Origin of the sequence: Vitreoscilla massiliensis, from assembly GCF_001457815.1 — a bacterium.
Lineage (GTDB): Bacteria > Pseudomonadota > Gammaproteobacteria > Burkholderiales > Neisseriaceae > Vitreoscilla > Vitreoscilla massiliensis.
In genome coordinates this window covers 291,362-317,504 of the sequence record NZ_LN898219.1, presented here as the reverse complement: position 1 = coordinate 317,504, position 26,143 = coordinate 291,362, and the positions used below count along the sequence as shown (strand labels likewise).

27 protein-coding genes and 2 pseudogenes are annotated in these 26,143 nt (G+C 50.3%); 11 read left to right on the top strand and 18 right to left on the bottom strand.

The genetic code is table 11. The features are described 5' to 3' along the window. Positions 1–36: 36 nt before the first annotated feature. The 10 genes from BN3003_RS07140 to BN3003_RS07095 all read right to left on the bottom strand — a co-directional run bounded on the left by BN3003_RS07140 (position 37) and on the right by BN3003_RS07095 (position 10,019). On the bottom strand, positions 37–1,839 hold the full coding sequence (locus BN3003_RS07140; RefSeq protein ID WP_058355953.1) for an aminopeptidase P family protein: 1,803 nt from the start codon (positions 1,837–1,839) through the stop codon (positions 37–39). Positions 1,840–2,154: 315 nt separating this feature from the next. After that, positions 2,155–2,691, bottom strand: a complete 537-nt coding sequence (locus BN3003_RS07135) for a c-type cytochrome (RefSeq protein ID WP_058355952.1) — start codon at positions 2,689–2,691, stop codon at positions 2,155–2,157. Between the two features lie 350 nt (positions 2,692–3,041). Then, positions 3,042–4,217 (bottom strand): O-succinylhomoserine sulfhydrylase, encoded by a 1,176-nt coding sequence (locus tag BN3003_RS07130; protein WP_058355951.1) that lies wholly within the window; start codon positions 4,215–4,217, stop codon positions 3,042–3,044. Positions 4,218–4,236: 19 nt separating this feature from the next. Next, positions 4,237–5,775 carry an amidophosphoribosyltransferase gene (gene purF, locus BN3003_RS07125; protein WP_058355950.1) on the bottom strand — a complete coding sequence of 513 codons (1,539 nt, stop codon included), beginning with the start codon at positions 5,773–5,775 and terminating at the stop codon, positions 4,237–4,239. 11 nt (positions 5,776–5,786) lie between these two features. Continuing rightward, the gene (locus tag BN3003_RS07120; protein ID WP_058355949.1) at positions 5,787–6,290 is read right to left on the bottom strand and encodes a CvpA family protein; all 504 of its coding nucleotides are present in this window, start codon (positions 6,288–6,290) and stop codon (positions 5,787–5,789) included. 4 nt (positions 6,291–6,294) lie between these two features. Next, complete coding sequence (locus tag BN3003_RS07115; protein ID WP_058355948.1) at positions 6,295–7,488, bottom strand: SPOR domain-containing protein; 1,194 nt, start codon at positions 7,486–7,488, stop codon at positions 6,295–6,297. Positions 7,489–7,507: 19 nt separating this feature from the next. Further along, a complete protein-coding gene (locus BN3003_RS07110) occupies positions 7,508–7,867 on the bottom strand; it encodes an SPOR domain-containing protein (RefSeq protein ID WP_058355947.1) in 360 nt (119 codons plus the stop codon). An 81-nt stretch (positions 7,868–7,948) separates the two neighbouring features. Further along, on the bottom strand, positions 7,949–9,241 hold the full coding sequence (gene folC / locus BN3003_RS07105; RefSeq protein WP_058355946.1) for a bifunctional tetrahydrofolate synthase/dihydrofolate synthase: 1,293 nt from the start codon (positions 9,239–9,241) through the stop codon (positions 7,949–7,951). After that, entirely contained in the window at positions 9,238–9,666 is a 429-nt protein-coding gene (locus BN3003_RS07100; RefSeq protein WP_058355945.1) for a protein YgfX, read from the bottom strand. Before BN3003_RS07100 ends, folC begins: the two co-directional genes overlap by 4 nt. A 2-nt stretch (positions 9,667–9,668) precedes the next feature. Next, positions 9,669–10,019 carry a hypothetical protein gene (locus tag BN3003_RS07095; protein ID WP_058355944.1) on the bottom strand — a complete coding sequence of 117 codons (351 nt, stop codon included), beginning with the start codon at positions 10,017–10,019 and terminating at the stop codon, positions 9,669–9,671. A gap of 159 nt (positions 10,020–10,178) precedes the next feature. Here BN3003_RS07095 and BN3003_RS19310 point away from each other — a divergent pair. The 5 genes and pseudogenes from BN3003_RS19310 to BN3003_RS07080 all read left to right on the top strand — a co-directional run. Next, positions 10,179–11,021: pseudogene (locus BN3003_RS19310) on the top strand (ABC-F family ATP-binding cassette domain-containing protein); the annotation flags it as partial. A 195-nt stretch (positions 11,022–11,216) separates the two neighbouring features. Continuing rightward, a pseudogene (locus BN3003_RS19305) lies at positions 11,217–11,528 on the top strand (ATP-binding cassette domain-containing protein); the annotation flags it as partial. A gap of 144 nt (positions 11,529–11,672) precedes the next feature. After that, positions 11,673–12,101, top strand: a complete 429-nt coding sequence (locus BN3003_RS19300; protein ID WP_407701099.1) for an ATP-binding cassette domain-containing protein — start codon at positions 11,673–11,675, stop codon at positions 12,099–12,101. Between the two features lie 57 nt (positions 12,102–12,158). After that, positions 12,159–12,671 (top strand): C40 family peptidase, encoded by a 513-nt coding sequence (locus tag BN3003_RS07085; protein ID WP_058355942.1) that lies wholly within the window; start codon positions 12,159–12,161, stop codon positions 12,669–12,671. Positions 12,672–12,718: 47 nt separating this feature from the next. Then, the gene (locus BN3003_RS07080; protein ID WP_058355941.1) at positions 12,719–13,915 is read left to right on the top strand and encodes an acetate kinase; all 1,197 of its coding nucleotides are present in this window, start codon (positions 12,719–12,721) and stop codon (positions 13,913–13,915) included. Positions 13,916–13,965: 50 nt separating this feature from the next. Here BN3003_RS07080 and BN3003_RS07075 read toward each other — a convergent pair whose 3' ends face one another. Continuing rightward, the gene (locus BN3003_RS07075) at positions 13,966–14,625 is read right to left on the bottom strand and encodes an OmpA family protein (RefSeq protein WP_058355940.1); all 660 of its coding nucleotides are present in this window, start codon (positions 14,623–14,625) and stop codon (positions 13,966–13,968) included. A gap of 456 nt (positions 14,626–15,081) precedes the next feature. On the opposite strand from BN3003_RS07075, the gene BN3003_RS07070 reads away from it, so the two are divergent. Genes BN3003_RS07070 through BN3003_RS07055 form a run of 4 tightly spaced genes read left to right on the top strand, consistent with a single transcriptional unit; the run spans position 15,082 to position 18,643 of the window. After that, positions 15,082–16,032: a CysB family HTH-type transcriptional regulator gene (locus tag BN3003_RS07070; RefSeq protein WP_058355939.1), complete on the top strand. Its 951-nt coding sequence runs from the start codon at positions 15,082–15,084 to the stop codon at positions 16,030–16,032. A gap of 57 nt (positions 16,033–16,089) precedes the next feature. Further along, on the top strand, positions 16,090–16,443 hold the full coding sequence (locus BN3003_RS07065; RefSeq protein ID WP_058355938.1) for a hypothetical protein: 354 nt from the start codon (positions 16,090–16,092) through the stop codon (positions 16,441–16,443). Positions 16,444–16,478: 35 nt separating this feature from the next. Next, positions 16,479–17,237: a sulfite exporter TauE/SafE family protein gene (locus BN3003_RS07060; protein ID WP_058355937.1), complete on the top strand. Its 759-nt coding sequence runs from the start codon at positions 16,479–16,481 to the stop codon at positions 17,235–17,237. 53 nt (positions 17,238–17,290) lie between these two features. Then, positions 17,291–18,643: a glycosyltransferase gene (locus BN3003_RS07055; RefSeq protein WP_058355936.1), complete on the top strand. Its 1,353-nt coding sequence runs from the start codon at positions 17,291–17,293 to the stop codon at positions 18,641–18,643. An 85-nt stretch (positions 18,644–18,728) separates the two neighbouring features. Here the strand turns inward: BN3003_RS07055 and BN3003_RS07050 are convergent, their stop codons facing one another. Genes BN3003_RS07050 through BN3003_RS07040 form a run of 3 tightly spaced genes read right to left on the bottom strand, consistent with a single transcriptional unit; the run spans position 18,729 to position 20,294 of the window. Next, the gene (locus BN3003_RS07050) at positions 18,729–19,373 is read right to left on the bottom strand and encodes a hypothetical protein (protein ID WP_058355935.1); all 645 of its coding nucleotides are present in this window, start codon (positions 19,371–19,373) and stop codon (positions 18,729–18,731) included. Between the two features lie 34 nt (positions 19,374–19,407). Next, positions 19,408–19,887: a hypothetical protein gene (locus BN3003_RS07045; protein ID WP_147645376.1), complete on the bottom strand. Its 480-nt coding sequence runs from the start codon at positions 19,885–19,887 to the stop codon at positions 19,408–19,410. Continuing rightward, positions 19,851–20,294, bottom strand: coding sequence for a hypothetical protein (locus tag BN3003_RS07040; protein ID WP_058355933.1), 444 nt, complete (start codon positions 20,292–20,294; stop codon positions 19,851–19,853). Before BN3003_RS07040 ends, BN3003_RS07045 begins: the two co-directional genes overlap by 37 nt. Before the next feature lie 83 nt (positions 20,295–20,377). Between BN3003_RS07040 and BN3003_RS07035 the strand changes: the two genes are divergently transcribed. Then, positions 20,378–20,746 (top strand): hypothetical protein, encoded by a 369-nt coding sequence (locus tag BN3003_RS07035; RefSeq protein WP_058355932.1) that lies wholly within the window; start codon positions 20,378–20,380, stop codon positions 20,744–20,746. A gap of 84 nt (positions 20,747–20,830) precedes the next feature. Here the strand turns inward: BN3003_RS07035 and BN3003_RS07030 are convergent, their stop codons facing one another. From BN3003_RS07030 to BN3003_RS07020, 3 genes are all read right to left on the bottom strand, one after another. Then, a complete protein-coding gene (locus BN3003_RS07030; RefSeq protein WP_082625593.1) occupies positions 20,831–21,871 on the bottom strand; it encodes a DUF4272 domain-containing protein in 1,041 nt (346 codons plus the stop codon). 114 nt (positions 21,872–21,985) lie between these two features. Next, positions 21,986–24,439, bottom strand: a complete 2,454-nt coding sequence (locus BN3003_RS19205) for a calcium-binding protein (RefSeq protein ID WP_082625592.1) — start codon at positions 24,437–24,439, stop codon at positions 21,986–21,988. 220 nt (positions 24,440–24,659) lie between these two features. Next, positions 24,660–24,965: a hypothetical protein gene (locus BN3003_RS07020; protein WP_058355929.1), complete on the bottom strand. Its 306-nt coding sequence runs from the start codon at positions 24,963–24,965 to the stop codon at positions 24,660–24,662. 118 nt (positions 24,966–25,083) lie between these two features. On the opposite strand from BN3003_RS07020, the gene BN3003_RS07015 reads away from it, so the two are divergent. Beyond that, complete coding sequence (locus BN3003_RS07015; protein ID WP_058355928.1) at positions 25,084–25,311, top strand: hypothetical protein; 228 nt, start codon at positions 25,084–25,086, stop codon at positions 25,309–25,311. A gap of 87 nt (positions 25,312–25,398) precedes the next feature. On the opposite strand, the gene fabG is transcribed toward BN3003_RS07015, so the two are convergent. Beyond that, the gene (gene fabG, locus BN3003_RS07010; protein ID WP_058355927.1) at positions 25,399–26,142 is read right to left on the bottom strand and encodes a 3-oxoacyl-ACP reductase FabG; all 744 of its coding nucleotides are present in this window, start codon (positions 26,140–26,142) and stop codon (positions 25,399–25,401) included. Between the last annotated feature and the right edge of the window lies 1 nt (position 26,143).

The window sequence follows — 26,143 nt, the reverse complement described above, 5'->3', positions numbered from 1 at the left end:
ACAGGCCGCTTTGATGTTACCCAGAAACAGTATTGATTAAGCCACAGCTTCCGTATGCCGCAACAACCAATCCAAAGCTGCACCTGACACAGAATCCGCCAAGGCCGTGCGCACTTGTTGGTGATAAGCATTGAGCCAGTCTTTTTCAGATTGGGTGAGTAAATCGGTATCCAAACACGCCACTTCTATCGGGCACAGTGTGAGAGTTTCAAATGTCAAGAAGTCGCCGTAAGCGCCGGTTTGCGGCAATAAGCGGTTCACCACCAAGTTTTCGATGCGGATGCCGTAATGGCCTTCGTGGTACAGGCCGGGTTCATTCGAGGTAATCATGCCGGCGCGCATCTTGTTGTAGGCGCTCATCGGTGCGTAATACGACAGAATTTGCGGGCCTTCGTGCACGTTTAAGGCAAAGCCGACGCCGTGGCCGGTGCCATGGCGGTAGTCCAATTGCTGTTGCCACAAGGCTTGGCGGGCCAACGCGTCCAGCAAAGGCGCGGCGATGCCTTCGGGGAACACCGCTTGCGCCAAGGCGATGTGCGCTTTTAAGACCAAGGTGCAATCGCGTTTTTGCGCCGTGCTCAGTTCACCGATGGCGACCATGCGCGTGATGTCGGTGGTGCCGTCTTCGTATTGCGCGCCCGAGTCGATGAGCAACAAGCCATTGCCCTCAATCATGGCAAAACTCTCGTTCGTAGCGTGATAATGTGGCAAAGCGCCATTGTCATTAAAGCCTGCAATGGTGGCAAAACTCTCGCCGATAAAGCCCGCCTGCTGCGCGCGGTATTCGCGCAATTTTTCGGCAATGGTGAGTTCGCTGATGGCGGTTTTGGCGGCCAATGCTTGTTCTAGCCATGCAAAAAACTGTGCCAAGGCCACGCCATCTTTGTGCATGGCGCGCTTCACATGCTCGATTTCGGCATCGCTCTTACACGCTTTGAGCAAAGTCGATGGATTGATGTCATACACCACCGATACGGTGTCTGACAAGGCCAACAAATGCGCCACCGATACTTTGGCCGCATCCAACAACACAGCGCCATCGCCCAAACCCGTTAAAAAATCGCCACTGGCGGCATAGTCTTGCAGCTGTATGCCATCGGCGGCCAAGGCTTGTTGTAACTCGGCGCTGATTTTAGCGGCCTGTACGAACAACACACAGCGCTCGGCGGCAATGTACAAATGCGCCAAAAACACCGGATTGCACTCCACATCGCTGCCGCGGCAATTCAATATCCATGCAATGTCATCCACCGACGACACCAAATGGTGGGCGACGCCGCGTTCACGCATGTGTGCCCGTATGGCAGCGATTTTATCGGCACGGCTTAAGCTGTTAATGCCCGCCGCCATTTCGTACACCGGCGCCAATGGCAAGGCTGGGCGTGTTTGCCACAAGGGCGTTATCAAGTCTTGGGCGGTGTCTAGCTGCACACGTTTGCTTGCCAACGCTTGCTCTAAGGCTTGGTATTGGGCAATGGACAAGGCGCGGCCATCTACGGCCACCACAGCATCGGTAGGCAGGTGTTGCGCCAACCATGCAATGTGGGTAGAACCTTCGTCAGCGGTCAGTTTTTGCAACACGAAACCGGTGCCTGCCAATTCTTTCTCAGCCTGTACCCAATAGCGGCCGTCTACCCACAAGCCGGCAAACGTGTCGGTAATCACCAAAGTGCCGACCGAGCCGGTAAAGCCAGTCAACCACAAACGCACTTGCCAATACGCAGGCAAGTATTCCGACATATGCGGGTCGGCGCTCATCACCACATAAGCGGCCACACCGCGCTCGCGCATCAATGCGCGCAAAGCGGCCAATTTTTCTGGCACTGTTTGTAATCCCATATCCGATTGCATCCTTGTTGTTGGTTAAAAGCCGGCGCGACATTGCGCTGCTGCTAAAACGCTTACAATACATGGGCTGTACCGACAAAAGCAATGCTGCAACGCAGTATTGTAGCGAAATCCGCCACGCTCGACACCATCTAGCTTGTTGATGCTGTAAGCCATTTGCGGCTGACCGAGCTTGCGATATTAAGCCATGTGTGCAAATCAAATGGCATGCATGTGCACCCAAGCATACAAAAGCGGCCTGTAAACACTTACAGGCCGCTTATTTATCATTGATTAAACATTCAAACACTCAACATTGAAACGTGTTTAATCCTGCTTAAACGTGGTGTGACAAGATTTGCAGCTCTCGCCCACTTTGGCGAAAGGCGCTTTGATGGCGTCCAAACCACCTTGCGCAGACGCGGTTTTCAATTCGGCCACAGAGGCTTGGAAGGTTTTGATTTCTTGTTGGAACTTGTCGTTTTGTTCCCAAACGGCTGGTTGCGCCTCAGATTTCACGTCTTTGGTGGCGACATCAAAATATTCCCAACCTTGATTGGCATGGGTATCGAGCAAGGCCACGGCCTCTTTCATTTTCGCATCATCAAAACCTTCTTTGCCTTCAGCCATGGCACGCAAGGTTTTGCTGGCTTTGGCGATGGCCTTCATGTTTTTTTCGCGCGCTTCTACTTGCTCTTCTGGGCTCAAGGCCGCAGTTGCAGTATTGGCAGGCGCGGCGCTGGCGGCGGTGTTGCCTTGCTGTGCAGGAACGGCGTCGCTCTTAACAGCTTCATTGCCGCCTGAGCACGCGCCCAAAGCCAAAACCACCATCAATGAACACAAAGACAGGCTTAATTTTTTCATGGTTGCATCCTTAAAAATCAAATATGAGGAGTAATAGTGCACGGTGGGTGTTGCGTCACACCTTCTGTTTCTTTTGGTCATTGCCACTGTGTGTGCAATTGCTGCACTGCAGCTTTGTGGGCATTAGAATCGCATATTTTGAGCCGGTGCGCTAGAACTAACACGCTCAGCGTCTGTTTGTGCGGCCTGTAAGGACATGGAATACCGCAATGCGGCCTGTAAACAGTGAGGATAGAATTATGGCTGGACTAAATTGTCAGTTTCTATGCTCATTCATGTTTGGCAGTACTAGCGCCCATAAAAAAGGCAAAACGACGCGCGTTTTGCCTTTATGTCATGCACCTAAAAACTTAAATTCCGGCCAAAGCCTGTTCTAAGTCGGCCTGTAAATCGGCGACGTTTTCCAAACCGATGGACAAACGCAACAAACCTTCAGTAATGCCTGCTGCTGCCTTGCCCTCTTCGCTGACGCGACAGTGGGTGGTGGTATACGGATGGGTAATGGTCGATTTCACATCGCCCAAATTGCCGGTGCGTGAGAACAACTCTACCGCGTCCACCACATGCCAAGCCTCTTTGCGGCCGCCTTTGACTTCAAATGCCACCACCACGCCGAACATGCGCTGTTGTTGCTTGGCCAACTCATGTTGCGGATGGCTTTCTAGGCCGCCGTAATACACTTTTTCAACTTTAGGATGTTGTTCCAACCACTGCGCCAAAGCCATGGCATTGGCGCATTCGCGTTCCAAGCGCACGAACAAGGTTTCCAAACCACTGGACAATAACCACGCATTGAATGGCGAAATGATTTCACCGGCGGTTTTGACATGGTTCCAGATTTGTTCGATTAAGGCATTGCTGCCACAAACAATGCCGCCGATGGCGCGGCCGTGGCCGTCTATGCCTTTGGTGGCCGAAGCCAAGGAAATGTCTGCGCCCAATTTAATTGGCTGTTGTACCGCTGGCGTACAGAAGCAATTGTCAACGATTAACACCGCACCATGTTGGTGTGCCAAGGCTGCCAAGGCTTTGATGTCGGCCACTTCACCCAAAGGATTGGATGGGGTTTCCAAGAACAACACTTTGGTATTCGGCTGGATGGCCGCTTCCCAAGCCGCCAAATCAACAGGGTTGACCGTGGTCACTTCTATGCCATAACGTGGCAACATATTGTTGACCACTGAGCTGGTTGAACCAAACAAGCTGTGACTGGACAACAAATGGTCGCCGTTTTGCAGCAAGCTGATTAAAGTCGAATGGATGGCCGCCATACCGCTGGCAGTGGCCAAGCCTCGCTCGGCACCTTCCAATTGCGCCATGCGCTCTTCAAACGCGGCGATGGTTGGATTGGAAGTGCGGCTGTAGGTATAACCCGCTTGCTCACCCACAAACAGACGTGATGCGTCTTCTGCTGTTGGGTAAGTAAAACTGCTGCTCATAAACAATGCTTGTGTGTGTTCACTGAAGTCACTGATTTGGCGACCACCGCGTATGGCGATGGTTTCAGGATGCCATGTTTTACTCATTTGTGTTTATGCCTTTGAATCACTCGTCGTCATCTTGATTGTCATCCACACGCACACTGTGGTCTACCAGTGTTGGATTGACTTTTTGTATCAGCTCAGCAGACACCTTGCCGCTGGCCAGTTTCTCAAGATACGCCTCATCCACATCGCCAGTCAAATACTTACCATTGAAACAAGAGGTATCGAAACCTTGGATTTTCGGATTGAGTTTGGACACGGCCACAATCAATTCATCCAAGTCTTGGAATACCACGCCATCGGCAGAAATTTCAGCGGCAATTTCTTCGACGCTGCGGCCATTGGCAATCAATTCTTCACGTGTCGGCATGTCGATGCCGTAGACGTTGGGATAACGCACTTCCGGCGCGGCAGAGGCGAAATACACTTTTTTGGCGCCGGCATCGCGCGCCATTTCAACGATTTCACGACTGGTGGTACCGCGCACGATGGAATCATCGACCAACAACACGTTTTTGCCTTTGAATTCGCTGGCAACAGGGCTCAGTTTTTGACGCACCGATTTTTTGCGCACGGCTTGGCCTGGCATGATGAAGGTACGGCCAATGTAGCGGTTTTTGATGAAGCCTTCGCGGTAGGTAATGCCCAAATGGTGGGCCAATTCCATGGCGCTAGGACGGCTGGTGTCCGGAATCGGCATCACCACGTCAATTTCTTCCCATGGCAATTCGCGTTTCACTTTTTCAGCCAAGCTCACACCCATGTCCACACGGGCTTGGTAGACCGACACACCATCAATTTTTGAATCAGGGCGCGCAAAATACACGTATTCAAACAAGCAAGGTTTCAATACCGCTTGGTCGCTGCATTGGCGGCTGTGGAATTCGCCATCAAAGCTGATGAACACCGCTTCACCCGGCTCGATGTCGCGCCAAACCTCATAGCCCAAACCATTGAATGCCACCGATTCAGAGCTGACAGCATAATCGGTACGGCCTTGTTCGTCTTGTTGCTTGGCCAAAATCAACGGACGGATGCCATATGGGTCGCGGAAAGCCACCATGCCATAACCGGCAATCAAAGCCACCACGCCATACGCACCGCGCACCATTTTGTGCAATTCGGTCACGGCATCAAAAATGTGTTCTACCGTTAAGGTCTCGCCGTCAATGCGGGTTTCCAATTCGTGCGCAAACACATTCAACAACACTTCTGAATCAGAACGGGTGTTGATGTGACGCAAATCGCGGTAACACACGTTTTCAAACAATTCATCGGTATTGGTCAAATTGCCATTGTGTGCCAACACAATACCGAAAGGAGAATTCACATAAAACGGCTGCGCTTCGGCCGCACTTTTTGAATTACCGGCTGTTGGATAGCGCACATGGGCGATGCCTGCATCACCAATCAATTCGCGCATATTGCGGGTTCTGAACACATCACGCACCATACCACTGCCTTTGTGCATGTGGAAAGATTGCCCGCTGGCGGTCACAATCCCTGCTGCATCTTGACCGCGATGCTGCAACATTTGTAAACCATCATAAAGCAATTGATTAACAGGCTCATGACACACCAAACCGAAAACACCACACATGGAAAAATTCCTTACTCGCTAGAGGGAGAATAATGAATACGTCCTGCCACAAAGGCAGGCAGATAGGGAACTGTAAGTAACGCCATTTGTTCAAATGTGGGGGCTAAGTAAGCATTTTTCCAGTCCTCAGTACGAGGTAAATCGGTCAATGCACACAGCAACACCACCACGGTAATCAAAAACGTGCCTTTGATTAAACCAAACAAAGCGCCAAAGAATTTATTGATGCCACCCAAGCCTATCGCTTGTATGGCCGAAGTCAGCAATTTTTGCGCACACGAGAGCAAAAAATAAGTGGTGATGAACACCACAATAAACGCCAATACTGTGGCAAATACGGTTGAGTCGACTCGGGTAAACACCGTTTGCGCCACCACGGGAGCCAACACCCGCGCCGCGACCAGAGCCACCAACCAAGTAATCAAAGAGGCGATTTCAGCCACCACCCCACGCACCATGGATACCAAGACACTCAGTCCCAATACCACCAATACCAACAAATCAAATACTGCCATTTTTTCAATACTGCATAATCAAGGCATTAAATCCATGCAGCTTTAATTTAGCTGCGGCTTTTTCGGCATCGGCGGGATTGCGATACGGCCCCACTCGCACCCGCGCCATTGTTCCCACACGAGCAACAGAAGATGGCAAACCCAAGGCTTGTACTTCTTTGTGGATTTGCTGCGCCTTGTCATCGCTCTTAAATGCGGCCACTTGCACCACCGATTTGCTGTTGGCTGTGGCAGCTGGTGCTTTATTGGCTAATGCGGCCTTGGCTTTGGCGGCATCCGCTGCTTTTTTGGCATCGGCCAATTTCTTGGCATCAGCGGCTTTTTTCGCTTCCGCTACTTTTTTGGCTTCGGCGCTTTTCTTCGCTTCTGCCAATTGCTTGGCCTCGGCAGCTTTTTTGCTTTCAGCCAGTTTGCGTTCTTGTTCTTGCTTGGCTTGTTCGGCCTTGCGTTGTTTTAAATCAGCGGCTTTTTTCGCTTCGGCTTGAGCCAATTCCAATTTGCGCTGTTCTGCTTGTTTGCGCGCGGCTTCGGCTTTGTCGTTTTTGGCCTGCTCTGATTTGGCTTTTTCAGCCGCTAATTTGTCAGCTTTGGCTTGATTGGCTGCGGCTTGATCGGCCTTCACTTTTTCAGCCCGCTCTTTGGCCAAAAAAGCCAATTCTTGTTGACGTTGCTTGTCTGCTTGTTGCTGTTGCAAACGGGCAGACTTTTCTTCGGCCAATTGTTGGCGCTTGTGCTCTAGCAACTGTTGTTCGTTTAAGACAGCTCCGGGTTTCGCCTGTTCAGCTTGGGCTAGACGTGGTTGTGACTCGTCAGCCTGCGGCTTTTTTCGGGCGTGCTCCGCGGCTGCTTGTTCTTGTTGGCGCTTTTCTTCGGCTTGCTGCTGTTTCAGCAATTGTGCTTGCTGTTTGTCTGCCTCGGTTTCGATGGCTTGTACGGTATTGTCTTGCTGATTGTGCACCGTGACTTTAGGCAATACAGTGGTGGTCGCCTGTGCTTGTAAGCCTTGTGCGGTGCTGGTTTTGCCATTTGCGGCGACGGCGGTTTTCACATCGCCATTATCAGCCGCTTTGGAACCAAAACTGCCAGTACTGGCCAAAATGCCACCGGCGGCTGCCACCATCACCACGGCGCCTACCAAACGACGGCGATTTTGGCGTTTGAGCTGCTCGTACTCATTCTCTATTTTCTTTTGCACCATACAAATCCTAATTACCTGTTTATTCTGGCAACACGATGGCGTTTTCTACGCCTATCAATTTCAACTGCAATACCATGGCTTGCGCCTCTTGCTTGGTGTTAAACGGCCCTGTGCGTATGCGCATTAAGCCTGTATCCCCTTTGGCAGGCACCACATACGTTTTTACACCAGCTTCTGTCCATTGTTGGCGCCAGCGCAAAGCCTGAAATTCATCTGCAAATGCACCCAATTGCACCACATAACGTTTGGCACTGGCAGGTTTCGCTGGTTTGGGCTGATTGGCATCAGCCGAATTATTCACTACCGCGGCGTGGGCTTGTGTTTGCCACAAACCCACACACACGACACTCAACACGGTTGCGATGTGCCGAAATTTCACGTTCTCATCCCCTTAGAAAATGTGTGACATTGCTTTTTATCATTGGATTTTGTTATATATTGCTATGAGAATACTACTCTATTAATAACGTGGAATGTCCATCACTTCTGCCACGGTATGAAATGAGCCAAACGTCACAATTCTATCATTTTCTGTCGCTTGTGATAAAGCGCTTTGGTAAGCCTCAGCCACACTGGGATACGAAACCACCGCATCGATTCCCGCTTGGTTTAAAGCGGCCTGTAAATCCTCAGTCTTCATGCCCCGTGGCAAATCCAGTGGTGCAATCAGCCATTCGTCAAATTGGTCTTTGAGAATGTCGAGCACACTGGCAATGTCTTTGTCGGCCAACATTGAGAATACCGCGATGCGTTTTTGCGCATATGGCAAGGCCAATAAGCCATTGCGCAGCGCCCGTGCTGCATGGGGATTGTGCCCCACATCCCACACCACCAACGGCCGACCTGGCAATACCTGAAAACGCCCAGGATTGCTGACCAATAACAAACCGCGCTTAATCGCACCAATATCAATAGGCAATACCGCATTCAAACATTCCAACACCGCCAATGCACAAGCAGCATTGCTCATTTGATAAGCGCCGCGCAAAGCCGGTATCGGCAAGGCATGGCGGTTGTGTTCACTCAGATTCAATGCTTGAGCTTGCGGATGGAAACGGAACGACCATTGCTGCTGCTCTTGTTTCACAAACGCAAAATCGCGTTGCAACAATAACAACGGCGTACCCAAGTTTTCCGCATGTTCGCGCATGGATTCTGGCAATGGCAATTGCGCCACAATCGCAGGTTTGCCACTGCGGAAGATACCGGCTTTTTCAAAGGCAATTTTTTCGATGGTGTCGCCCAAAAAGGCTTGGTGATCTATGTCAACACTGGTGACCACGCTGACATCGGCATCAAACACATTCACCGCATCCAAACGCCCGCCCATGCCCACTTCCAATACCATCACGTCCACGCCAGCACGGTCAAACACATCTACTGCCGCCAACACATTGTATTCAAAATAGGTTAAAGCAACATCGTCTTTACAGGCCGCTTGAATGCGTTCAAAACTGGTGACGATTTCCTCATCGCTGCTGGGCACGCCATTGATGGCAATGCGCTCGTTATAGTGTTGCAAATGCGGGCTGGTCAAAGTGCCGACTTTGTAACCGGCCTGTAAATAGATTTGGCTTAAAAACGCACACACCGAACCCTTGCCATTGGTGCCGCCGACAATAATGAGCGGACATTGGGGCGCCAAACCCAAGCGCTCTTTGACCGTGCGCGTGCGCTCCAAACCCAAGTCGATGACGCCACCGACCATGCCTTGTTCTAATTGTGTCAACCACTGTTGCAAACTCAAACTCATTTGCGTTTTACCTCATGTTGTTGCGGCTGCCAACGCAGCCACACATACAATAATTTAAACGTGTGCTTGGGCACACTGTCGCGCCATACCTGTGTGACCTGTCTTTGCCCCTGTGCATCTTGCCAACGCATCACCAGCAGCCATTTGGACAGAAAACCACCGTCTTGTAAGCACACTTCATGTGCTGAGGCGGCCTGTAAGGCCAACATCACCTTGCCATCGGCACGAATGTCCAAAAAATATGCGGCACTCTGCCGCCATTTTCGCCATGCCCACACACCCGATAACAGCAATAAGCCCACCCACACATAACGCACAGGCGGCGCTGTTGCTGCCACCACAAACGCCAAACCAAGTAAGTGCAAGCCCCATATCAAACCCAGATACAGGCGCGACTTACTTGGTTTCACGCTGATGGCGTACATGTTCAGCTGCTGATGGGTTGAACCATCAATTCATCGTCTACCGAGTCCAACACCAAGTCATGGATTTCCACTTCAAAAAACTGCCAGAATGTCACCAAATCCATGTTTTGTGGCCACTGGTCTTGCGGCACTTCCCAGCCCGACAATTCATTGCGGAACACCTCTTCAAAGCGCTCATCCAAATACGCCACGGCTTCTTCAGGCTCGCCGACTTCTGGTATCAGCAATACCGTACAATTGCTGCGTATTTGTGCCAAACTCAATTCTGGCATGTCTTCATCCACGCTTTTGAGCCAATCCAAAAACACCTGTGTGGGTTTCAGCACCACGGCGCTGCGATCTACGAAATACATGGTTTGTGTCCTTCAGAAATATGTGCACATTGTACTATGATGCATGGCCGCTGACACGTTTCAGGCCGCTTATATGTGGATTTTAGCACTGCTTAAGTTGGTGGCATGCGTTAAAATAGCGTCCTTAAACTTCTATCCCATTCTTTTTGCAAAGCACCCATGAATATAGTCTCTGTAGATCACGCGCAATTTGCCGTTGGCCATGTGGCCTTACTCGATGATGCCGAATTCCATTTGGAACAAGGTGAGCGCATCGGTTTGATCGGCCGCAATGGCGCCGGTAAATCGTCATTTTTGAAAATTTTGGCTGGCGTACAGCAATTGGACGATGGCCATTTGGTGTGCCAAAGCGATTTGAAAGTGGTGTATGTGCCGCAAGAATCGTTTTTCGCTCCCGAAGCCAGCGTGTTTGATGTGGTGGCCGAAGGCTTGGGTGAACTCAAACACCATTTACACGAATACCACCGCGTCAGCGCCGCCTTGGCCGAACACTCTGACGATACCGGCTTATTAAAACAATTGAACCAATTGCAATTAGAAATTGAAAGCCGCGACGGTTGGCAATTTGACAGCCTCATCGTGCAAACCTTGGCACAACTGGGCTTGCCTGAAGATGAACTCATCGGCAATTTGTCTGGCGGTCAGAAAAAACGCGTGGCCTTGGCTCAGGCGTGGGTACAAAAACCCGATTTGTTGCTGTTAGACGAACCCACCAACCATTTGGACATTGAAGCGATAGAATGGTTGGAAACCTTATTGCAAAACTTCCACGGCAGCTTGGTGGTGATTACCCATGACCGCCGCTTCTTGGATGCCATTGCCACACGCATCGTCGAACTTGACCGCGGCATCATGCGCAGTTATCCCGGCACGTTCAGTCAATATACCGACATTAAGGCGCAAGAATTGGCGGCCGAAGCCGAGCAAAACCGCTTGTTCGATAAATTCCATGCCCAAGAAGAAGTGTGGATACGCAAAGGCATAGAAGCGCGCCGCACTCGCAATGAAGGTCGCGTCAAACGCTTGGAACAATTGCGCCGTGACCGCGCTGCCCGTCGCGATGTACAAGGCCAAGTCAACTTCAAACTCGACAGCGGCGAGAAAAGCGGCAAAATCATTGCCGAATTGGAACATGCGTCTTTCGCCTTTCCTGAACGCGACATCATGCGCGACTTCAGTTGCGTCATCCAACGCGGCGATAAAATCGGTTTAATCGGCCCCAACGGCATCGGTAAAACCACGTTTTTGAAACTGATTTTGGGCGAATTGGAGCCGACTGCTGGCAAAATCAAATTGGGCAGCAAACAAGCGGTGGCCTATTTTGACCAGTTTCGTTCGGCCTTGAACGAAGACGACACCGTGTTTTACACCTTAGGCCAAGGCAACGATTATGTGAGCATAGGCAATAAGCAAAAACACGTGATGAGTTATTTGGAAGACTTTTTGTTTGCGCCACAACGCGCACAATCGCCAGTGAAATCCTTATCCGGTGGCGAACGCAACCGCTTGTTGTTAGCAAAATTGTTCACCCAACCTGCCAATATTTTGGTATTGGACGAGCCGACCAATGATTTGGACATAGACACACAAGAGCTGCTCGAAGGCTTGCTGCAAGACTACGATGGCACGGTGTTTTTGGTCAGCCATGACCGGATGTTCATCGACAATGTCATCACCCAAAGCATCGTGTTTGAAGGCAATGGCGTATTGAAAGAATACATCGGTGGCTACCAAGATTACCAAGACGCCAAAGCGCGTGAATTGAGTTTACAGGCCGCTAAAGTCGAAACCAGCAGCAGCAATGATAAAAAAGTGATCAGCCGCGATAAAAGCCAAAGAACGGTGAAACTGTCGTACAAAGAACAACGCGAGTTGGAACAATTGCCACAAATCTTGGCTGACTTGGAACAAGAACAATCACAATTGAATGAATTTCTATTATTGCCCGATGTGTTCAAAGACCAATATCAGCAGGCCATCGATGCGCAACAACGCATTAATGAGATTGAAGAATCTTTATTAGAGCAGTTAGAGCGCTGGGAATACTTGGAAAATAAGCAAAACGGATTGTTGCCGTCTTAACAATATCCATGAAGCTGTGCTAAGGTAAGCCCATCTGACTGAAAAACAGGAGGGCTTATGCGTTATGTTCTGATGTGCAGCATGGTATTGGCAATAGCGGCCTGTAATAGCAGCTCCAAACCCAAACATAGCAAACCAACGAGCAGCGGCCAAGTTGCCAAAATCACCAAAATCAGCTTGCCTGACACACCCAATGCCCGCCAAGAGGTTTGGTTTCAGGCATTCTCCTTAATCGGCACCCCGTATCGCTACGGTGGCAGTGATAAGAGCGGTGGCTTTGATTGCAGCGGCATGGTGCAATACGTGTACCAGCAAGCCTTGCACGCCCAACTCCCCCGCACCGCGCGCGACATCGCCGCCAGTGCCCATGAAATCTCCCGTAGCCAACTCAAAAGCGGCGACTTGGTGTTTTTCAACACCGGTGGCGGCAAATACTCCCATGTCGGCATTTACTTGGGCAGCAACGAATTCCTGCACGCGCCCAGCAGCAATGGCACCATCAGAGTCGCCAAGCTGGACAACCCCTATTTCGCATCGCGGTTTACCGAGGCGCGGACGTTTATGCGCTAAGGCGCAAATCCCAGCAATTCCATAACAAGAGAAACTAAGGAAGTAGAATGCACAACTTAATTTTGGTACTGAACTGTGGCAGTTCCTCGATGAAGGCAGCCGTCTTAGACGGCACAACTGGCGACAGCCATTTGAATGTCTTGGCCGAAAAACTGGGCAGTGCCGACGCCTTGATTACCACCAAACACCAAGGTGAAAAAGACGTTTTTTATTTCAAAGAGCACACCACCCACGACCACGCCGTGCGCAAATTGCTGCAAATTTTGCAACAACACGGCTTGAGTGAAGACATCATCGCCGTTGGCCACCGTGTGGTACACGGCGGTGAGAAGTTTCATGCCTCTACTCTCATCACCCGCGAGGTATTGGAAGACATCGAACACTGCATTCCTTTGGCGCCCTTGCACAACCCTGCCCACTTGCTCGGCATTCACGCCGCCCAAGATGCCTTCCCCAATTTGCCGCATGTGGCCGTCTTCGACACCTCGTTCCACCAAACCATGCCCGAACACGCGTATATGTATGCCATACCGCGCAAGTATTACCGCCAAAATGCGGTGCGCCGCTACGGCTTTCATGGCACGTCTTACCGCTATGTCAGCCAAGCTGCCGCCGACATGCTTGGGCGCAATCTGGACGAGTTGTGCATGGTGATTGCCCATCTGGGCAATGGCGCGTCGGTGACGGCGGTGAAAAATGGTTTGTCTGTCGACACCAGCATGGGTTTGACGCCATTAGAAGGCCTGATCATGGGCACGCGCAGCGGCGACATCGATCCGTCTATTTTTGAGTTCTTGTTTGATAACAAGCACATGAGCATCCGTCAAATCAACAGCATGCTCAACAAAGACAGCGGCTTATTGGGCATTTCCGAATTGTCTAACGATTGCCGCACCTTAGAAGAACACGCCGCTTTGGGCCATGATGGTGCGATTTTGGCCTTAAACATGTTTGCCTACCGCTTGGCCAAATACATTGCTTCGATGACGGTGGCTACAGGCCGCTTAGATGCCTTGGTGTTCACTGGCGGCATCGGTGAAAACTCGGCTTCCATGCGCCAACGCGTGATACAACATCTGGGGGTTTTGGGTGTGCATGTGGATGCGGAATTGAATGCCGCCATGGTGGGCGGTCAAGCCGGTGCCATCAATGTGGCCACCGATGTGGTACACACCTTGGTCATCCCTACCAATGAAGAATTGATGATCGCCAAAGACACGTATGCGTTAACCTGCGCTGAGTAACAGGCAAATAAAAAACCCGCTGCAAGCAGCGGGTTTTTTCAAGACTTCGATTAGTTCGCTTGTTTTTGAACTTCGCGAGTTACCAAAGTTTTGATTTGAACGTCTACGCGACGATCAGGTTCGATACAAGCAATCAAAGCAGCGCGTTTTTTGGCTTTAGATACTTTTTTGCCCAATTTAGCCACTTCAGCTTCACACTGAGCTTGCAATTGTTGTTGGCTTTCGCCTAAACCAACTGCAGAGATTTTGCTGGCTGCAACGCCGCGGCTAACCAAGTAGTTAGCAACAGTGTTAGCACGACGCTCAGACAATGCTTGGTTGTATTGTTCAGTACCCATGAAGTCGGTGTTACCTTCAACACGCACTGACTGTACGTTGGTTTGACCCAAACGAGCAGCCAAAGCATCCAAAGTAGTGATGGCTTCAGGGCGCAAGTTGTATTTGTCAAAACCGAACAAGAATTCAGATTGCAAACGAACAGTTTCGTCTACTACTTCAGTGATCACTTCTTTAGCAGGAGCGTCACCACACTCAGCCAAACCATTTGCAGCTTTGTCTAAGTAAGTATTTTCCCAGCATTCACCGTAGCTGTTGCGAACCACTTCACGTGATTGCTCGCTGATGGTGTAGCCAGGCTTTTCATGTGCCAATGCACCGGTAGAAGCAACAAGTGCAGCAATCAATGCACCCAATTTAAGCTGTTTGGTCATGGTTTTCCCTCATCTAAAATTTCATTTATGCAACACTTGGGAGTGCATAAGCGATTACAAAAATCTGACTCGCCATCACGGCGGAGCACTAAGGTATGTCAAGTAAGCACTATAAGAACAAGGGTGAAAACTGTCAATACAATCTTCATAATCCTCAGCGCCAGCTCAACTACCCATACAGAACATAGGGTCAAAAATACCTCTTTTGTCACTTTAATACAACATTACGACTCACATATTCCCTACACTGTAGGTTATCCACAACAGTTACACGGCTTAACTTGCAATCTCAGCGTGGCCACTGCCTGAAAGCGGGGACCATGGTTAATTAATGCTAAAATGCAGGCTTATTTCAGTCAGAGTATTGCGTGTCTTTAACCCATTGCCCACCCTGCAAGAACGCAACACCTTCTGTCTATTCACTGTTTTGCTGCAGCGCACTGAAAGTATAACAATATGAAATTACAACAATTGCGTTACACCTTGGAAGTCTACAAACACAATTTGAATGTGTCTGAGGCCGCTGAGGCTTTATTTACATCACAACCAGGTATATCCAAACAAATTCGCTTATTAGAAGATGAATTGGGCATCCAAATCTTCATCCGCAATGGCAAACGTGTGGTAGCAGTGTCAGAGCCGGGAAAACAGGTGTTGCAAGTGGCCGAACGCATGTTGCGCGATGCCCAAAACATCAAAAAAATAGGCGCTGAGTTTTCCGAGCAAGACGCAGGCTCGCTCACCATTGCGACGACACACACACAAGCGCGCTATGTATTGCCTAAAATCATTGCCGATTTTGTGGAGCGCTTTCCCAAAGTGCAGCTGTCCATCAAACAAGGCCCACCGAACACCATTTGCGATATGGTGATGAACGGCGACGCTGACTTTGCCATCGCCACCGAAGAAATCGACGACTATCCAGAATTGTCCAAACTGCCGTGTTACCAATGGAACCGCAGTGTGGTCGTGCCCGATGGCCATCCCTTATTAGAATTAGACCGGCCGCTGCGCATTTCCGACATCGCCCAATACCCATTGGTGACGTATGAATTTGCCTTCACCGGTCAATCGCAAATTGCGCGTGGCTTTATCCGCGCCGGTTCGCCACCACCACACGTGGCTTTGTCGGCGGTGGACACCGACGTCATCAAGACGTATGTGCGTTTGGGCTTGGGCGTGGGCTTGATTGCCTCCATGGCTTTTATCCCTGAAGAAGACAAAGGTTTGCACCTCATCAATGCCGAGCATTTGTTTGAACCGTCTACCACCCAAATCGCGCTGCGACAAGACAGCTATTTGCGCGGTTTTGCTTACGACTTTATTCAATTGTTTGAACCTTCGTTAACGCGTGAGCGCATCAGCCAAATCCTGTATGCGCCGATTAACGAAGACTTCAGTATTTAAGGCCAAGCGGCCTGTAACATAGATGTAGCTGTTTACAGGCCGCTTTAACACACGATTATGTCTGAATCTCATCCATTAAGCGCTTATGTGCGCGCCAGCATGCGTTTGCAAGACAGCCCCGCTGTTTGCCAACGCCAGCAACAAGAACAGCGCCAACAAGACGGCGATTACACCATCCTCACCCAAACCACTGAGTACACATTTGACAACGGCGTGCGCATGATTGCCGAAGTCGAACAAGAATGGTCGGTACACGATGCGGTGCAAGGCGATGTGTGTCCACCGTGTGACATCACTTACCGTGTGCTTGATGCGGCCGGGTTTGACATCCAACCGCCGTCCAAATCATTCAAAAACAGCTGTCAACTGCATTTTTGGATGCAAGCCCACCACTTGACCCAGCCTGAATAAACCCTCAACACGGTGATTTGATTAAGGACAAGCGAATGTTTGATTGGCTGTGGCCGGAATTGATTTCCCACGCCACCACCGTATTTTTGATATTTTTCTCTTGCCTCACCTCTGCCATCACCGCCAGCTTGGGTGCCGGTGGCGGTGTGTTGTTATTGGCGACGATGGCAATGGTGTTGCCGCCGGCCGTCATCATCCCAGTGCACGGCATTGTGCAATTGGGTTCCAACCTCAACCGTGCCTTGATGACGATTAAAGACTTGGATGGGCGCATGTTGGCGGTGTTTGCCTTGGGCTCGGCCTTGGGCGCATGGTTGGCCAGTTTGTTTTTGGTACAACTGCCGCTGCAAACCACCCAGTTCACCATCGCCGCCTTGATTTTGTTTTTGTGTTGGGGCCCTGCCATCCCCAATGTGGCCTTGGGCAAGTTCGGCTCTTTCATTGCCGCCACCGTCACCACCTTCATCAGCATGTTCGCTGGCGCCACCGGCCCTTTGGTCGGCGCATTTGTGAAGCAGCAACAACATGGCGACCGCGCCCGCACCGTGGCCAATTTCTCCGCCGCCATGACGGTACAACATCTGCCCAAAACCATTGTGTTTGGTGCCACTGGGTTTGTGTTTCAACAATGGTTGGGACTAATAGTATTGATGGTATTCAGCGGCGCCATTGGCACGTGGCTGGGTTTGAAACTGGCACACCGCCTCAGCAACCGCCACTTTGGGCTGATTTTCAATCTGCTGCTCACCGTCTTGGCCTTGCGTTTGGTGTGGCAGGCATTGCAAGCGGCCTGAAAAACAAGGCATGATGCGGAGCATCAGCACCCATCTGCCATGAGGATGACTTAATGTACCACGAGCAAGAAGAAGCCGCCGTTCAGCAATTGTTATTAACAGCCCTCAGTGCCAAAGCCGCCGAGGCGTCAAGCATCGTCATCATAGGCCATGCCCAATCAGGCTTCATAGACCAAGTGGCGGCGCAACACCCACAAGCGCAGCTGCACGTTTTTGAAGCCGATAGGCAGTGGTGGTTGGGGGATTTTCATGCCTCGCTACAGCGATTCTTGCAAGACTTGCCTGAGCAATCGGTGGATTGCTTGCTGTTAATCGACTTTATGCAATTGCAAGAGCACAGCATTGCGTGGTTACAGGCCGCACGTCACAGCCTTAAAGCCACAGGCCATGTGATTGCCAATGTCAAAAACAGCCAACACCACCAATACATCCAACAATTGCTCAGCCAAAACAGCCACAATTACACCAGCACCAAAACCGGCAATGTGGCCAAGTTATCCTTGATGGAAGCCATTAAGGTGTTTTTGGATGCGGGCATGTTGCCGTATTTGCACACTTCTTTGCCGCACAAAGCCGACGATGCCTTAATTGCCAGTTTACAGGCCGCATTTGTGCATTTGGGCATACAAGAGAGCATTGCCAAAGTTCGCCTCAACCAATTGCAATACATCTTCACTGCTCAAAACGTGCCCACCCGTTTACTGGTTGCCGTCGCCGAGCCGTGCAGCGTGTTGTGTGCCACCAACAATCCACTGCAATACCAAAACAATTTGGCGGTGTCGCCCGACTTATTGGCCCCACAAGCCGGCCACCAAATCCTCTCGATTACCCGCGCGCCCAACATCGCCATGGCGTTTGAACAAGGGGTGAAATACGCCGAACACAAATGGTTGGTGTTGGCGCACCAAGATGTGTATTTGCCGCAAGGCTGGTTGGCCGATGTACAACAGGCATGGCAAGCGGCGGAAGCCAAACTCGGCAAACCCATAGGCGTGGCCGGCGTCGCTGGCATGGTCAAACGCGACGCTGGCGACTTTATCGCCGCCGGCTGTTGCATGGACCGCATGTACACCTACAACCACGCGCAAGCCCAATTGCCGTTGCAAGCCCATTCTTTAGACGAATTGGTGTTGGTCTACCGCAGCGACCGCTTTATCCCCGAGCTCAATCCTGCTTATGGTTTTCACTATTACGCCACCGAATCGGTGTTCAAAGCGGAAGATGCGGGCTTTATCGGCGCCATCTTGCCGGTGCCGTGTTTGCACAATACCTCGCGCTATGACATCACCGCAGGCGATGCTGATGTGCGCCAAAAAAGCCTGTTATTCCAGCAAGAATGGCAACAGCGCTTGCCGATACGCACCACCATTGCCCACATCACCCATGAAGGCATCAAACTGAATTAATCACGCCACTAATGATGATGCTGTGCATAACAAGCGGCCTGTAAACGATATACAGGCCGCTTGTGTATTCCCCAAAACCCATTCACTACCAAGTAATTGTCTTGCTCTTGGTGGTGGTTTTGGTTTTGGCGGTCTTGGGATTGTCACAGTTTTTTTGGTGCAGCGTTTTAATCGTTTCGGTCACTTTGGCCGGATTGCCATCATGGAATTTCAATTTGGCCTCAATCGAAGTACAGCCACGGGTTTCCGACGCATAGCCAAAATCATCGTAAGATTCCGAGCGGTAATGCACCACGGGTTTCCAGCCATTGAAGGTCACCAAGCTCACGCCCGTGGCAACCGTGCCCTGCCCCGAACCCGAGCTTTCCAATTCCAATAAAGTCGCTTTGCGCTGGCGGCTCAACACCTCTATGCTGGACGATTGGCCGGCAAAGTCTTCCAAGTGTTGCGATTGCTTCAGTTGCGGACGCGTCAAAATATAGCCATTGGAGAAATTGCGGCCTGAATCGGCGTACTCCACCGCCGACAAATACGCTTGCTCGCCCGATTGCAAGGTGATGGCCTCGGTTTGAACGATGTGCACCGATTTGTTGGTCACTTCTTCAGCGACGATTTTGTCTTTGTTGGTGAGCCAGTTGACGATTTGTTTGTCGCTGGGCGTCGCCGCCTGCGCCACAGGCAACAACGTGCTCAAGGCCAACAGGCTCAGATAAGAGGGTTTGTTGAACATGGTTTTCCCTTGGGTAGCGGGCTTACAGGCCGCATCAGCCTTGTTGCCACAGGTTTAAAATCATCTGCAAATCGTGTTGCCACGCATCGCAATCATAGGCACTGCCTTTGGCCTGCAATTTCTTGCGCACCGCCGCCGCACCATACAACATATCGGTCGCCATTTGCGCTTGTTGCTGCACCAAATCCATGCGTGCAAACGCCGTGGTGTAATGGCGGCGTATGCTCAAGCGCGTTTCGTACTTGGCCACAGTCAAACGCCCCACTTGGTAAGCCGGTCGTATCCAATATGCGGGGCGATGGCTCGCCCGCTGCGCTTCTGGCACATCGGCTTCGGCATGGTAGTATTCAGCAGGTAGGTTCTCATCATCCACATGGCTGAACAGCCACTGCCACGCCACATAGGCAAAGTCGTTGCCATAGGCTTCAGGCCGGCTGTGGGCAATTAACAAGGCTTTCAAGCGTTCCAAGCTGGCAATTAAGGCAATAAGGCGCGGTCGTGATTGCCCGAGCATTGCCAACGCAGTGGCGATTTGGGCAAGGGATTGCGCTGACTGGCCAATTTTGCACAGTCGCCATCGCTGTCTGGCTGCGCTGCCAATACTTGCACACCGTGGCGAATTCGCCATTCTTGTTCTTCACCACCGGCCACACAGGCAAATGCGCTGTTTTGCAAACGCGTGTACCAAGCGCCATTGAGCCACACTTGCGCCAAGGCTTCCACGGGTTCGGCCTCGCCCCAACCGATGATGCGCAAACACTCACACACGCGCACCAAACGGTTCCACTCACTGGCATTGCGGTAGGATTTCAATTCATGAAATTGTTGCAGCAAGGTCGCGCGCAATGCCGTCGGCTCTTGCGCCTGCACGTACGCCGCCAATTCGGTCAATTCCATCTCGCCCCAAAGCGCAGTGTGCATGTGTGCTATCCTCTCCAACGCTGATACGGATTCGAGCCGTGTTTGCTTGTCCTCACCCTAACAGCCATCCAGCGAGTTCCGTGATGAAGCCCCGCTTACAATTGCAGTTGGTCTTACATACTTTAGCACAGCAGCGTGCCGATGCCATCGCCGCCTTGCGCTCCTCCCCCCAAGATGCGGACGCTTTGGCCTATAAGCGCCAAATCGATGCCGCCATCGCCTGTTTGCAATGGTGTGAGCGCCACCAAGTGGCGGGCAATAGCCGCGTGCAAGTGTTGCCATTTCCGCGCAATGCATTTGGTGAATATGTGTTGCTCGAAGCCAATGAAGATGGCGATTATTTGCCCGAAGCCGTCTCCGATACCCAAGGGCAGCCCATCAGTCCCAACAGCGGTGATTTGGTGGTATTGCTGGGGCATGTACTCAATTTAACTGATGCTGGCACTGACTGACCCCAAAACTTAAGCCCCAATTCACCGCAAGCAAGCGGCCTGTAAACCTATTCGGCTTTACAGGCCGCTTGTTATTTTTCACCATTAAGCCGGCGTTTGGATGTCGTCCCACTCGGCCACATCAAAGCCCGTCAACCAATTGAGCGCGTACAAACGCTCTTGCACCACGCCGCCGTGGATGTGTTCGGGCAGATTTTTGCCTTGGTGATGGCAGTCGTGCACCAACCATTGCAAACGGTACATCTCATCCAAGGCATCCAAAATCTCGCTGTCCGCGCGGTAATGAGCGGCCTGTAAAGCCTGTGGCACATCCATGTTCAACACCAAACCAGCCAAGGCCGACACATCACACACCTCATCGACTTTGGGCAAAGCCGGCAAGGCCTCCAACGCCCACATCAAGGTCGCAATCGCCTCATAACGCCAAGTGAAATTGACACAGTCTTGCTCATCCACATAATCGCTCTCAACAAAATCGCGCTCTTGCGGCGTCATCCAGCCATAGGCTTGTGGAAATTTTTCTTGTAGCTCATCAGTGCTGAATGGCTCACCGCTGGCGCGTGTGTCCGCCATCACCGCCGCCACACAACAGCCCAATGCCCGCTGCAAACACTCAGCCGCCGGACGCAAGCGCAATTCCTCATCCGCAATCACTGCCGGCAACGACACAGGTGTGCGTATGCCTAGTGCTGTCAAAGCCGCCTCGGTGCGCTGCTTGCGCGCCCAAGCACTTGGCAGTGTCGGTGGCAATACGGGTTCATCGGTGGCTGGCAAGATTTGCGCGCCATTGGGTGCGCGCACCGAACCATCGGGCAAATAAACAATGGCATTGGCGCGCTCGGCCCAGAGGGCAAAATCATCCAAATCATGCTCATCGACTTCGGCGCTGACTTGGTGTTTCACCCGCTCGATGTGCTTCATGGTGTAATACTTGCTCTGCGTCATGTCCTCGCCATCAAGCTGCAACACATAGCCAATAAAGCCTTGCAGATGTCCCGCCAATTCCGCGTCCGTGTCATCGCGCTGATTGAGCACCTCGCCACGAAAATCCAGTGGCGGCAATGCCACCACGGTTGCATACGCATTCACCAATATCGCCATTTCCACACCTTTAGCCCCAGTCATGATGTGTGGATGGTAGCAGAAATGAAATAATGACTCTAGGTGTTTTTATCAGCTATTTGGTGCATACAAAAGCGGCCTGTAAATGGTTTACAGGCCGCTTAATTAATGCTTTATTTAAATACTAACAGCCAAATTTGGTGTCATAGAATTTGCCACGGATGTATTGCTTACTACAGATGTGGTTGTTGCCATTGCATTCATCGCACCAATCAATTGAGACACCTGATTGGCCGTGACGGTTTTATCTGCAAATTGAAATTGTTTATTTGCAGCATTCACCGTAGTTGTAAAAAATTGTTTTACTGTAACCTTATCGCTGGCAACCCCGTAACCCGAAATCAACAAATCCGTTCCAACTTTGCTAAATGTCGCTGCGCTGCTGTTAATATTAATAAAACGTAAGGTATCTAGCGCAGAGGTATCATCGGTATCAATAACAGTATCTGTCCCATCACCTTTGTAAAAAATATACGAATCAGCATCATTACCCGCACCACCATACAAGGTATCATTACCCGTACCACCATTTAAAACATCAATCCCAGCATCACCATTCAACGCATCAGCACCTACACCTCCAAACAAAGTGTCATTACCAATGCCCCCACGCAATAAATCACTGCCTTCATAGCCATACAATTTATCATTTCCAGCCAAACCATAGATTGTATCCGCAACTTGACTGCCATTAAGGGTATCCACTTCAGCACTGCCATTCAAATTAAAGCGCAAGCTTCCTGCTTGCATTTCCAACAAGCCCATAGTCTTGTCTGCAAATTGAAACTGCTTATTGTGAGCAGCAACTGTTCGATCAAAATACTGGGAAATTTTTACCGCATCACCACTACTACCATAAGCGCTAATGACCAAATCGGTACCCTTACGTAAGTACTGTGCATTGCTGGCATTCATATTGATAAATCGCAAAGTATCTTTGGCACTGCTGTCATCCGTATCGATTACAGTATCACTCCCATCCCCCAAATAAAATATATAGGTATCCGCATCATTACTAACACCACCATAAATGACATCATTGCCCTTGCCAGCATTTAAAACATCATTACCCTCATTGCCATTCAAACCATCTGCACCTTCATTACCAAACAAGGTATCGTTACCCTTACCACCTTGCAAAGCATCATTGCCCAAATAGCCATATAAGATATCATTACCATCCAAGCCTTGTATCAAGTCAGCATACTCAGAGCCTTTCAGTACATCACCATTAAGAGTGCCTTTAACACTTAACTTAACATCACCCGCAAGCAAAGTCTTATCCTTAAAAGTAAAGCGTTTATTGCGAGCAAATGTTGAGGTATCAAAATACTGTTTAACGATGACTTTATCGGTTGTTAAACCATAACCTGCCACCACCAAATCATCTCCTTGCTTGGTGAAAATGGCTTGCGAACTGTTGACTTGTAAGAACTCTAGGAAATCTCCTCGTAAAAAACGGTCATCCAAATCAATTACCATATCCACACCATCTCCTGAGTAGAATCGGTAAGTGTCCTCATCACTGCCATCGCCACTGTACATGGTATCGTTGCCTTTACCACCTACAATGATATCGGCCCCATAATTGCCTCTGATGGTGTCATTACCTTCTTGACCATACAGCTTGTCATAACCTGTTCCACCATCAATCACATCATTGCCCAAACCACCAAACACCACATCATCACCATCACCTGAATCAATGGTATCCGCTCCTGCATTACCGTGCATGACATCAGCAATGCTGGTGCCTGTCAGGTTATCAATACCAGCCCCACCCACGATAAAACTGCTGTATTTTCCATCTCTATAATCAAAAATCGGGGCTGATACTGCCTGTATATTATGTAAAAAATAATCACTTATTCGAACACTACCATTTCCAGACACATGCTGAATGATGAGATCATTATTGATTTTGGTATAACCATAATCTGCCACTGCACCACCGTAAAATTCTACTGTGTATTTTGGTGAATTAGAATTGTCTGCCTCATTGGTTTCAAAAATGACATCATTACCAAAATTTTGGTCAGAAAAATAAAATAAATCTTGCCCCAGACCACCATACAATGTGTCATTACCAGCGGCGCCCAATATAGTGTCATCACCATCACCACCATTTATGGTGTCATCGCCTTCGTATCCATACAATTCATCATTGCCAGCGCCACCATTCAAAATATCATTACCATTATACGCATAAATTTTGTCGTCCCCATTTCCACCCAGTATTTCGTCATTCATCAAACCGCCATACAAGATGTCATTACCATCCCCACCATCTAAATAATTATTATCCTCATGACCATATAAATAATCATTACCAGCACCACCATACAATTTATCTTCGCCATAGCCTCCATAAAGATAATCTACCCCATCACCACCATAAAGAATGTCTTTGCCCTCATCTCCCCATAATGTGTCATTGCCAATCCCTCCCCAAAGAGTATCTGCACCCGCATACCCTGAAATAGAATCATCTCCTTCTAATGCGTCAATGAAATTATCAAAATCATCTCCAAATAACGCATCATTACCAACAGTACCTAATTGAGTTGCCATACTTTCCCCTTAAAATGTAGTTTGTACTTCAGATACAAGTAATTTAGATAAATTGCTCCTCTCTCTACAGCAATATTCATTCCGAATTACTTTCTAAAATAATCGTTATCTGTTTAGAGCATATCAACAACAGCAAAGCGGCCTGTAAACGTTTACAGGCCGCTTATTTGTGTTTACATACAGGTATGGCTGCGACTGTCTTTTATCCTCTCCATCCCTCTCAAACACGTCGACGGTGATACCAGCGCCACAACAGCAAAACCGCCACCACTCCCAAGGCGATGGCACCGATTTGCACGTCCGACAGCGACAGCAAGGCCGTGCGCAGCGGATGGGCGGTGCGCGTGGCTTCGTCAAACACCCACCACTGATTTCTTCCGCCGCGCACACCAGCGCTGGCACGCAACACGCGTTCGCCGCCCAAGCCTTGCGCCAACCACGGTCGCACATAGGCGATGAACATGGCCGCAGCAAACAAGGGCAACCACACACTCAAGAACAATGTTGATTGTCGCCGTTTGTTCACACCCACCTCCTTCATCTCGGCAAGCCTCGCTCGGTGTTGCCCACATTTCCCTGCACACTGTTTCTCCCATCTATGCCATCCCCGTTGCCGCTATTTGCCGCAGCTAAGCGCAGCGTCTATGATGTGGCAACATTATTTTGGCACAGGTTCTGAAATGGCTGACACGATTTATGCCCTTACGCGCTTTATCGACAAACCAAACCATGTCGATGCTTTTACCATTTTGGTGTTTCAGCGTGGTAAACCGCGGCGACTCACTGACGACAACGGTCAAGCGCTGTTGTTTGCCACGGCAGATGCGGCCAAAGCCTATGCCGCCGCACAAGGATTTGAGCTCTCTGAATAAGATAAAGCTGTTCAGAGAGCACATACAAAAGCGGCCTGTAAATGGTTTACAGGCCGCTTATTGATTCATGGTCTTGCTCTCAAAGCCTTAAGGCATCAACATGCCGCCATTCACATGTAAGGTTTGGCCGGTGATGTATTTGGCTTGATTCGATGCCAAGAACACCACTGCATCGGCGATGTCTTGCGCTTCACCAAGTTTGCCCAAGGCGATGTTGCCAGCCAAGGCTGCACGTTGCTCTTCAGGCAAGGCGCGGGTCATGTCGGTGTCGATAAAACCAGGGGCAACACAGTTGACGGTAATGCCACGGCTGCCGACTTCACGCGCCAAGGATTTGGTGAAACCCATCATGCCGGCTTTGGCGGCGGCGTAATTGGCTTGACCGGCATTGCCCATCGCACCAACGACAGAAGCGATGCTGATGATGCGGCCGTGGCGCGCTTTCATCATGCCGCGCAAAACGGCTTTGCTGGCGCGGTACACCGATTTCAAATTGATGTGCATGATGTCGTCCCACTCTTCGTCTTTCATGCGCATCAACAAATTGTCGCGGGTCACGCCGGCGTTGTTCACCAACACTTCGATGGTGCCGAATTCTTTGGTAATGTCGGCAATCAAGGTTTCGATAGATTCCACTTCGCCCACGTTCAACACGCGACCAGCGCCACCGTGCGCACTCAAGCGCTCGTTGATTTTCGCCGCTTGCGCGTCGCTGGTAGCCGTGCCTATCACAATCGCGCCTTGGGCAGCCAAGCTGTCGGCAATCGCCGCACCGATGCCGCGCGATGCGCCCGTTACCAATACCACCTTGCCTTGTAATCCTAAATCCATG

Bases quoted from the DNA above. Each gene is read 5' to 3' on its own strand.
- BN3003_RS07140 (WP_058355953.1), bottom strand. From the start codon at position 1,839: ATGGGATTACAAACAGTGCCAGAAAAATTGGCCGCTTTGCGCGCATTG.
- BN3003_RS07135 (WP_058355952.1), bottom strand. From the start codon at position 2,691: ATGAAAAAATTAAGCCTGTCTTTGTGTTCATTGATGGTGGTTTTGGCT.
- BN3003_RS07130 (WP_058355951.1), bottom strand. From the start codon at position 4,217: ATGAGTAAAACATGGCATCCTGAAACCATCGCCATACGCGGTGGTCGC.
- purF (WP_058355950.1), bottom strand. From the start codon at position 5,775: ATGTGTGGTGTTTTCGGTTTGGTGTGTCATGAGCCTGTTAATCAATTG.
- BN3003_RS07120 (WP_058355949.1), bottom strand. From the start codon at position 6,290: ATGGCAGTATTTGATTTGTTGGTATTGGTGGTATTGGGACTGAGTGTC.
- BN3003_RS07115 (WP_058355948.1), bottom strand. From the start codon at position 7,488: ATGGTGCAAAAGAAAATAGAGAATGAGTACGAGCAGCTCAAACGCCAA.
- folC (WP_058355946.1), bottom strand. From the start codon at position 9,241: ATGAGTTTGAGTTTGCAACAGTGGTTGACACAATTAGAACAAGGCATG.
- BN3003_RS07100 (WP_058355945.1), bottom strand. From the start codon at position 9,666: ATGTACGCCATCAGCGTGAAACCAAGTAAGTCGCGCCTGTATCTGGGT.
- BN3003_RS07095 (WP_058355944.1), bottom strand. From the start codon at position 10,019: ATGTATTTCGTAGATCGCAGCGCCGTGGTGCTGAAACCCACACAGGTG.
- BN3003_RS19300 (WP_407701099.1), top strand. From the start codon at position 11,673: ATGTTCATCGACAATGTCATCACCCAAAGCATCGTGTTTGAAGGCAAT.
- BN3003_RS07085 (WP_058355942.1), top strand. From the start codon at position 12,159: ATGCGTTATGTTCTGATGTGCAGCATGGTATTGGCAATAGCGGCCTGT.
- BN3003_RS07080 (WP_058355941.1), top strand. From the start codon at position 12,719: ATGCACAACTTAATTTTGGTACTGAACTGTGGCAGTTCCTCGATGAAG.
- BN3003_RS07075 (WP_058355940.1), bottom strand. From the start codon at position 14,625: ATGACCAAACAGCTTAAATTGGGTGCATTGATTGCTGCACTTGTTGCT.
- BN3003_RS07070 (WP_058355939.1), top strand. From the start codon at position 15,082: ATGAAATTACAACAATTGCGTTACACCTTGGAAGTCTACAAACACAAT.
- BN3003_RS07065 (WP_058355938.1), top strand. From the start codon at position 16,090: ATGTCTGAATCTCATCCATTAAGCGCTTATGTGCGCGCCAGCATGCGT.
- BN3003_RS07060 (WP_058355937.1), top strand. From the start codon at position 16,479: ATGTTTGATTGGCTGTGGCCGGAATTGATTTCCCACGCCACCACCGTA.
- BN3003_RS07055 (WP_058355936.1), top strand. From the start codon at position 17,291: ATGTACCACGAGCAAGAAGAAGCCGCCGTTCAGCAATTGTTATTAACA.
- BN3003_RS07050 (WP_058355935.1), bottom strand. From the start codon at position 19,373: ATGTTCAACAAACCCTCTTATCTGAGCCTGTTGGCCTTGAGCACGTTG.
- BN3003_RS07045 (WP_147645376.1), bottom strand. From the start codon at position 19,887: ATGCTCGGGCAATCACGACCGCGCCTTATTGCCTTAATTGCCAGCTTG.
- BN3003_RS07040 (WP_058355933.1), bottom strand. From the start codon at position 20,294: ATGCACACTGCGCTTTGGGGCGAGATGGAATTGACCGAATTGGCGGCG.
- BN3003_RS07035 (WP_058355932.1), top strand. From the start codon at position 20,378: ATGAAGCCCCGCTTACAATTGCAGTTGGTCTTACATACTTTAGCACAG.
- BN3003_RS07030 (WP_082625593.1), bottom strand. From the start codon at position 21,871: ATGACTGGGGCTAAAGGTGTGGAAATGGCGATATTGGTGAATGCGTAT.
- BN3003_RS19205 (WP_082625592.1), bottom strand. From the start codon at position 24,439: ATGGCAACTCAATTAGGTACTGTTGGTAATGATGCGTTATTTGGAGAT.
- BN3003_RS07015 (WP_058355928.1), top strand. From the start codon at position 25,084: ATGATGTGGCAACATTATTTTGGCACAGGTTCTGAAATGGCTGACACG.
- fabG (WP_058355927.1), bottom strand. From the start codon at position 26,142: ATGGATTTAGGATTACAAGGCAAGGTGGTATTGGTAACGGGCGCATCG.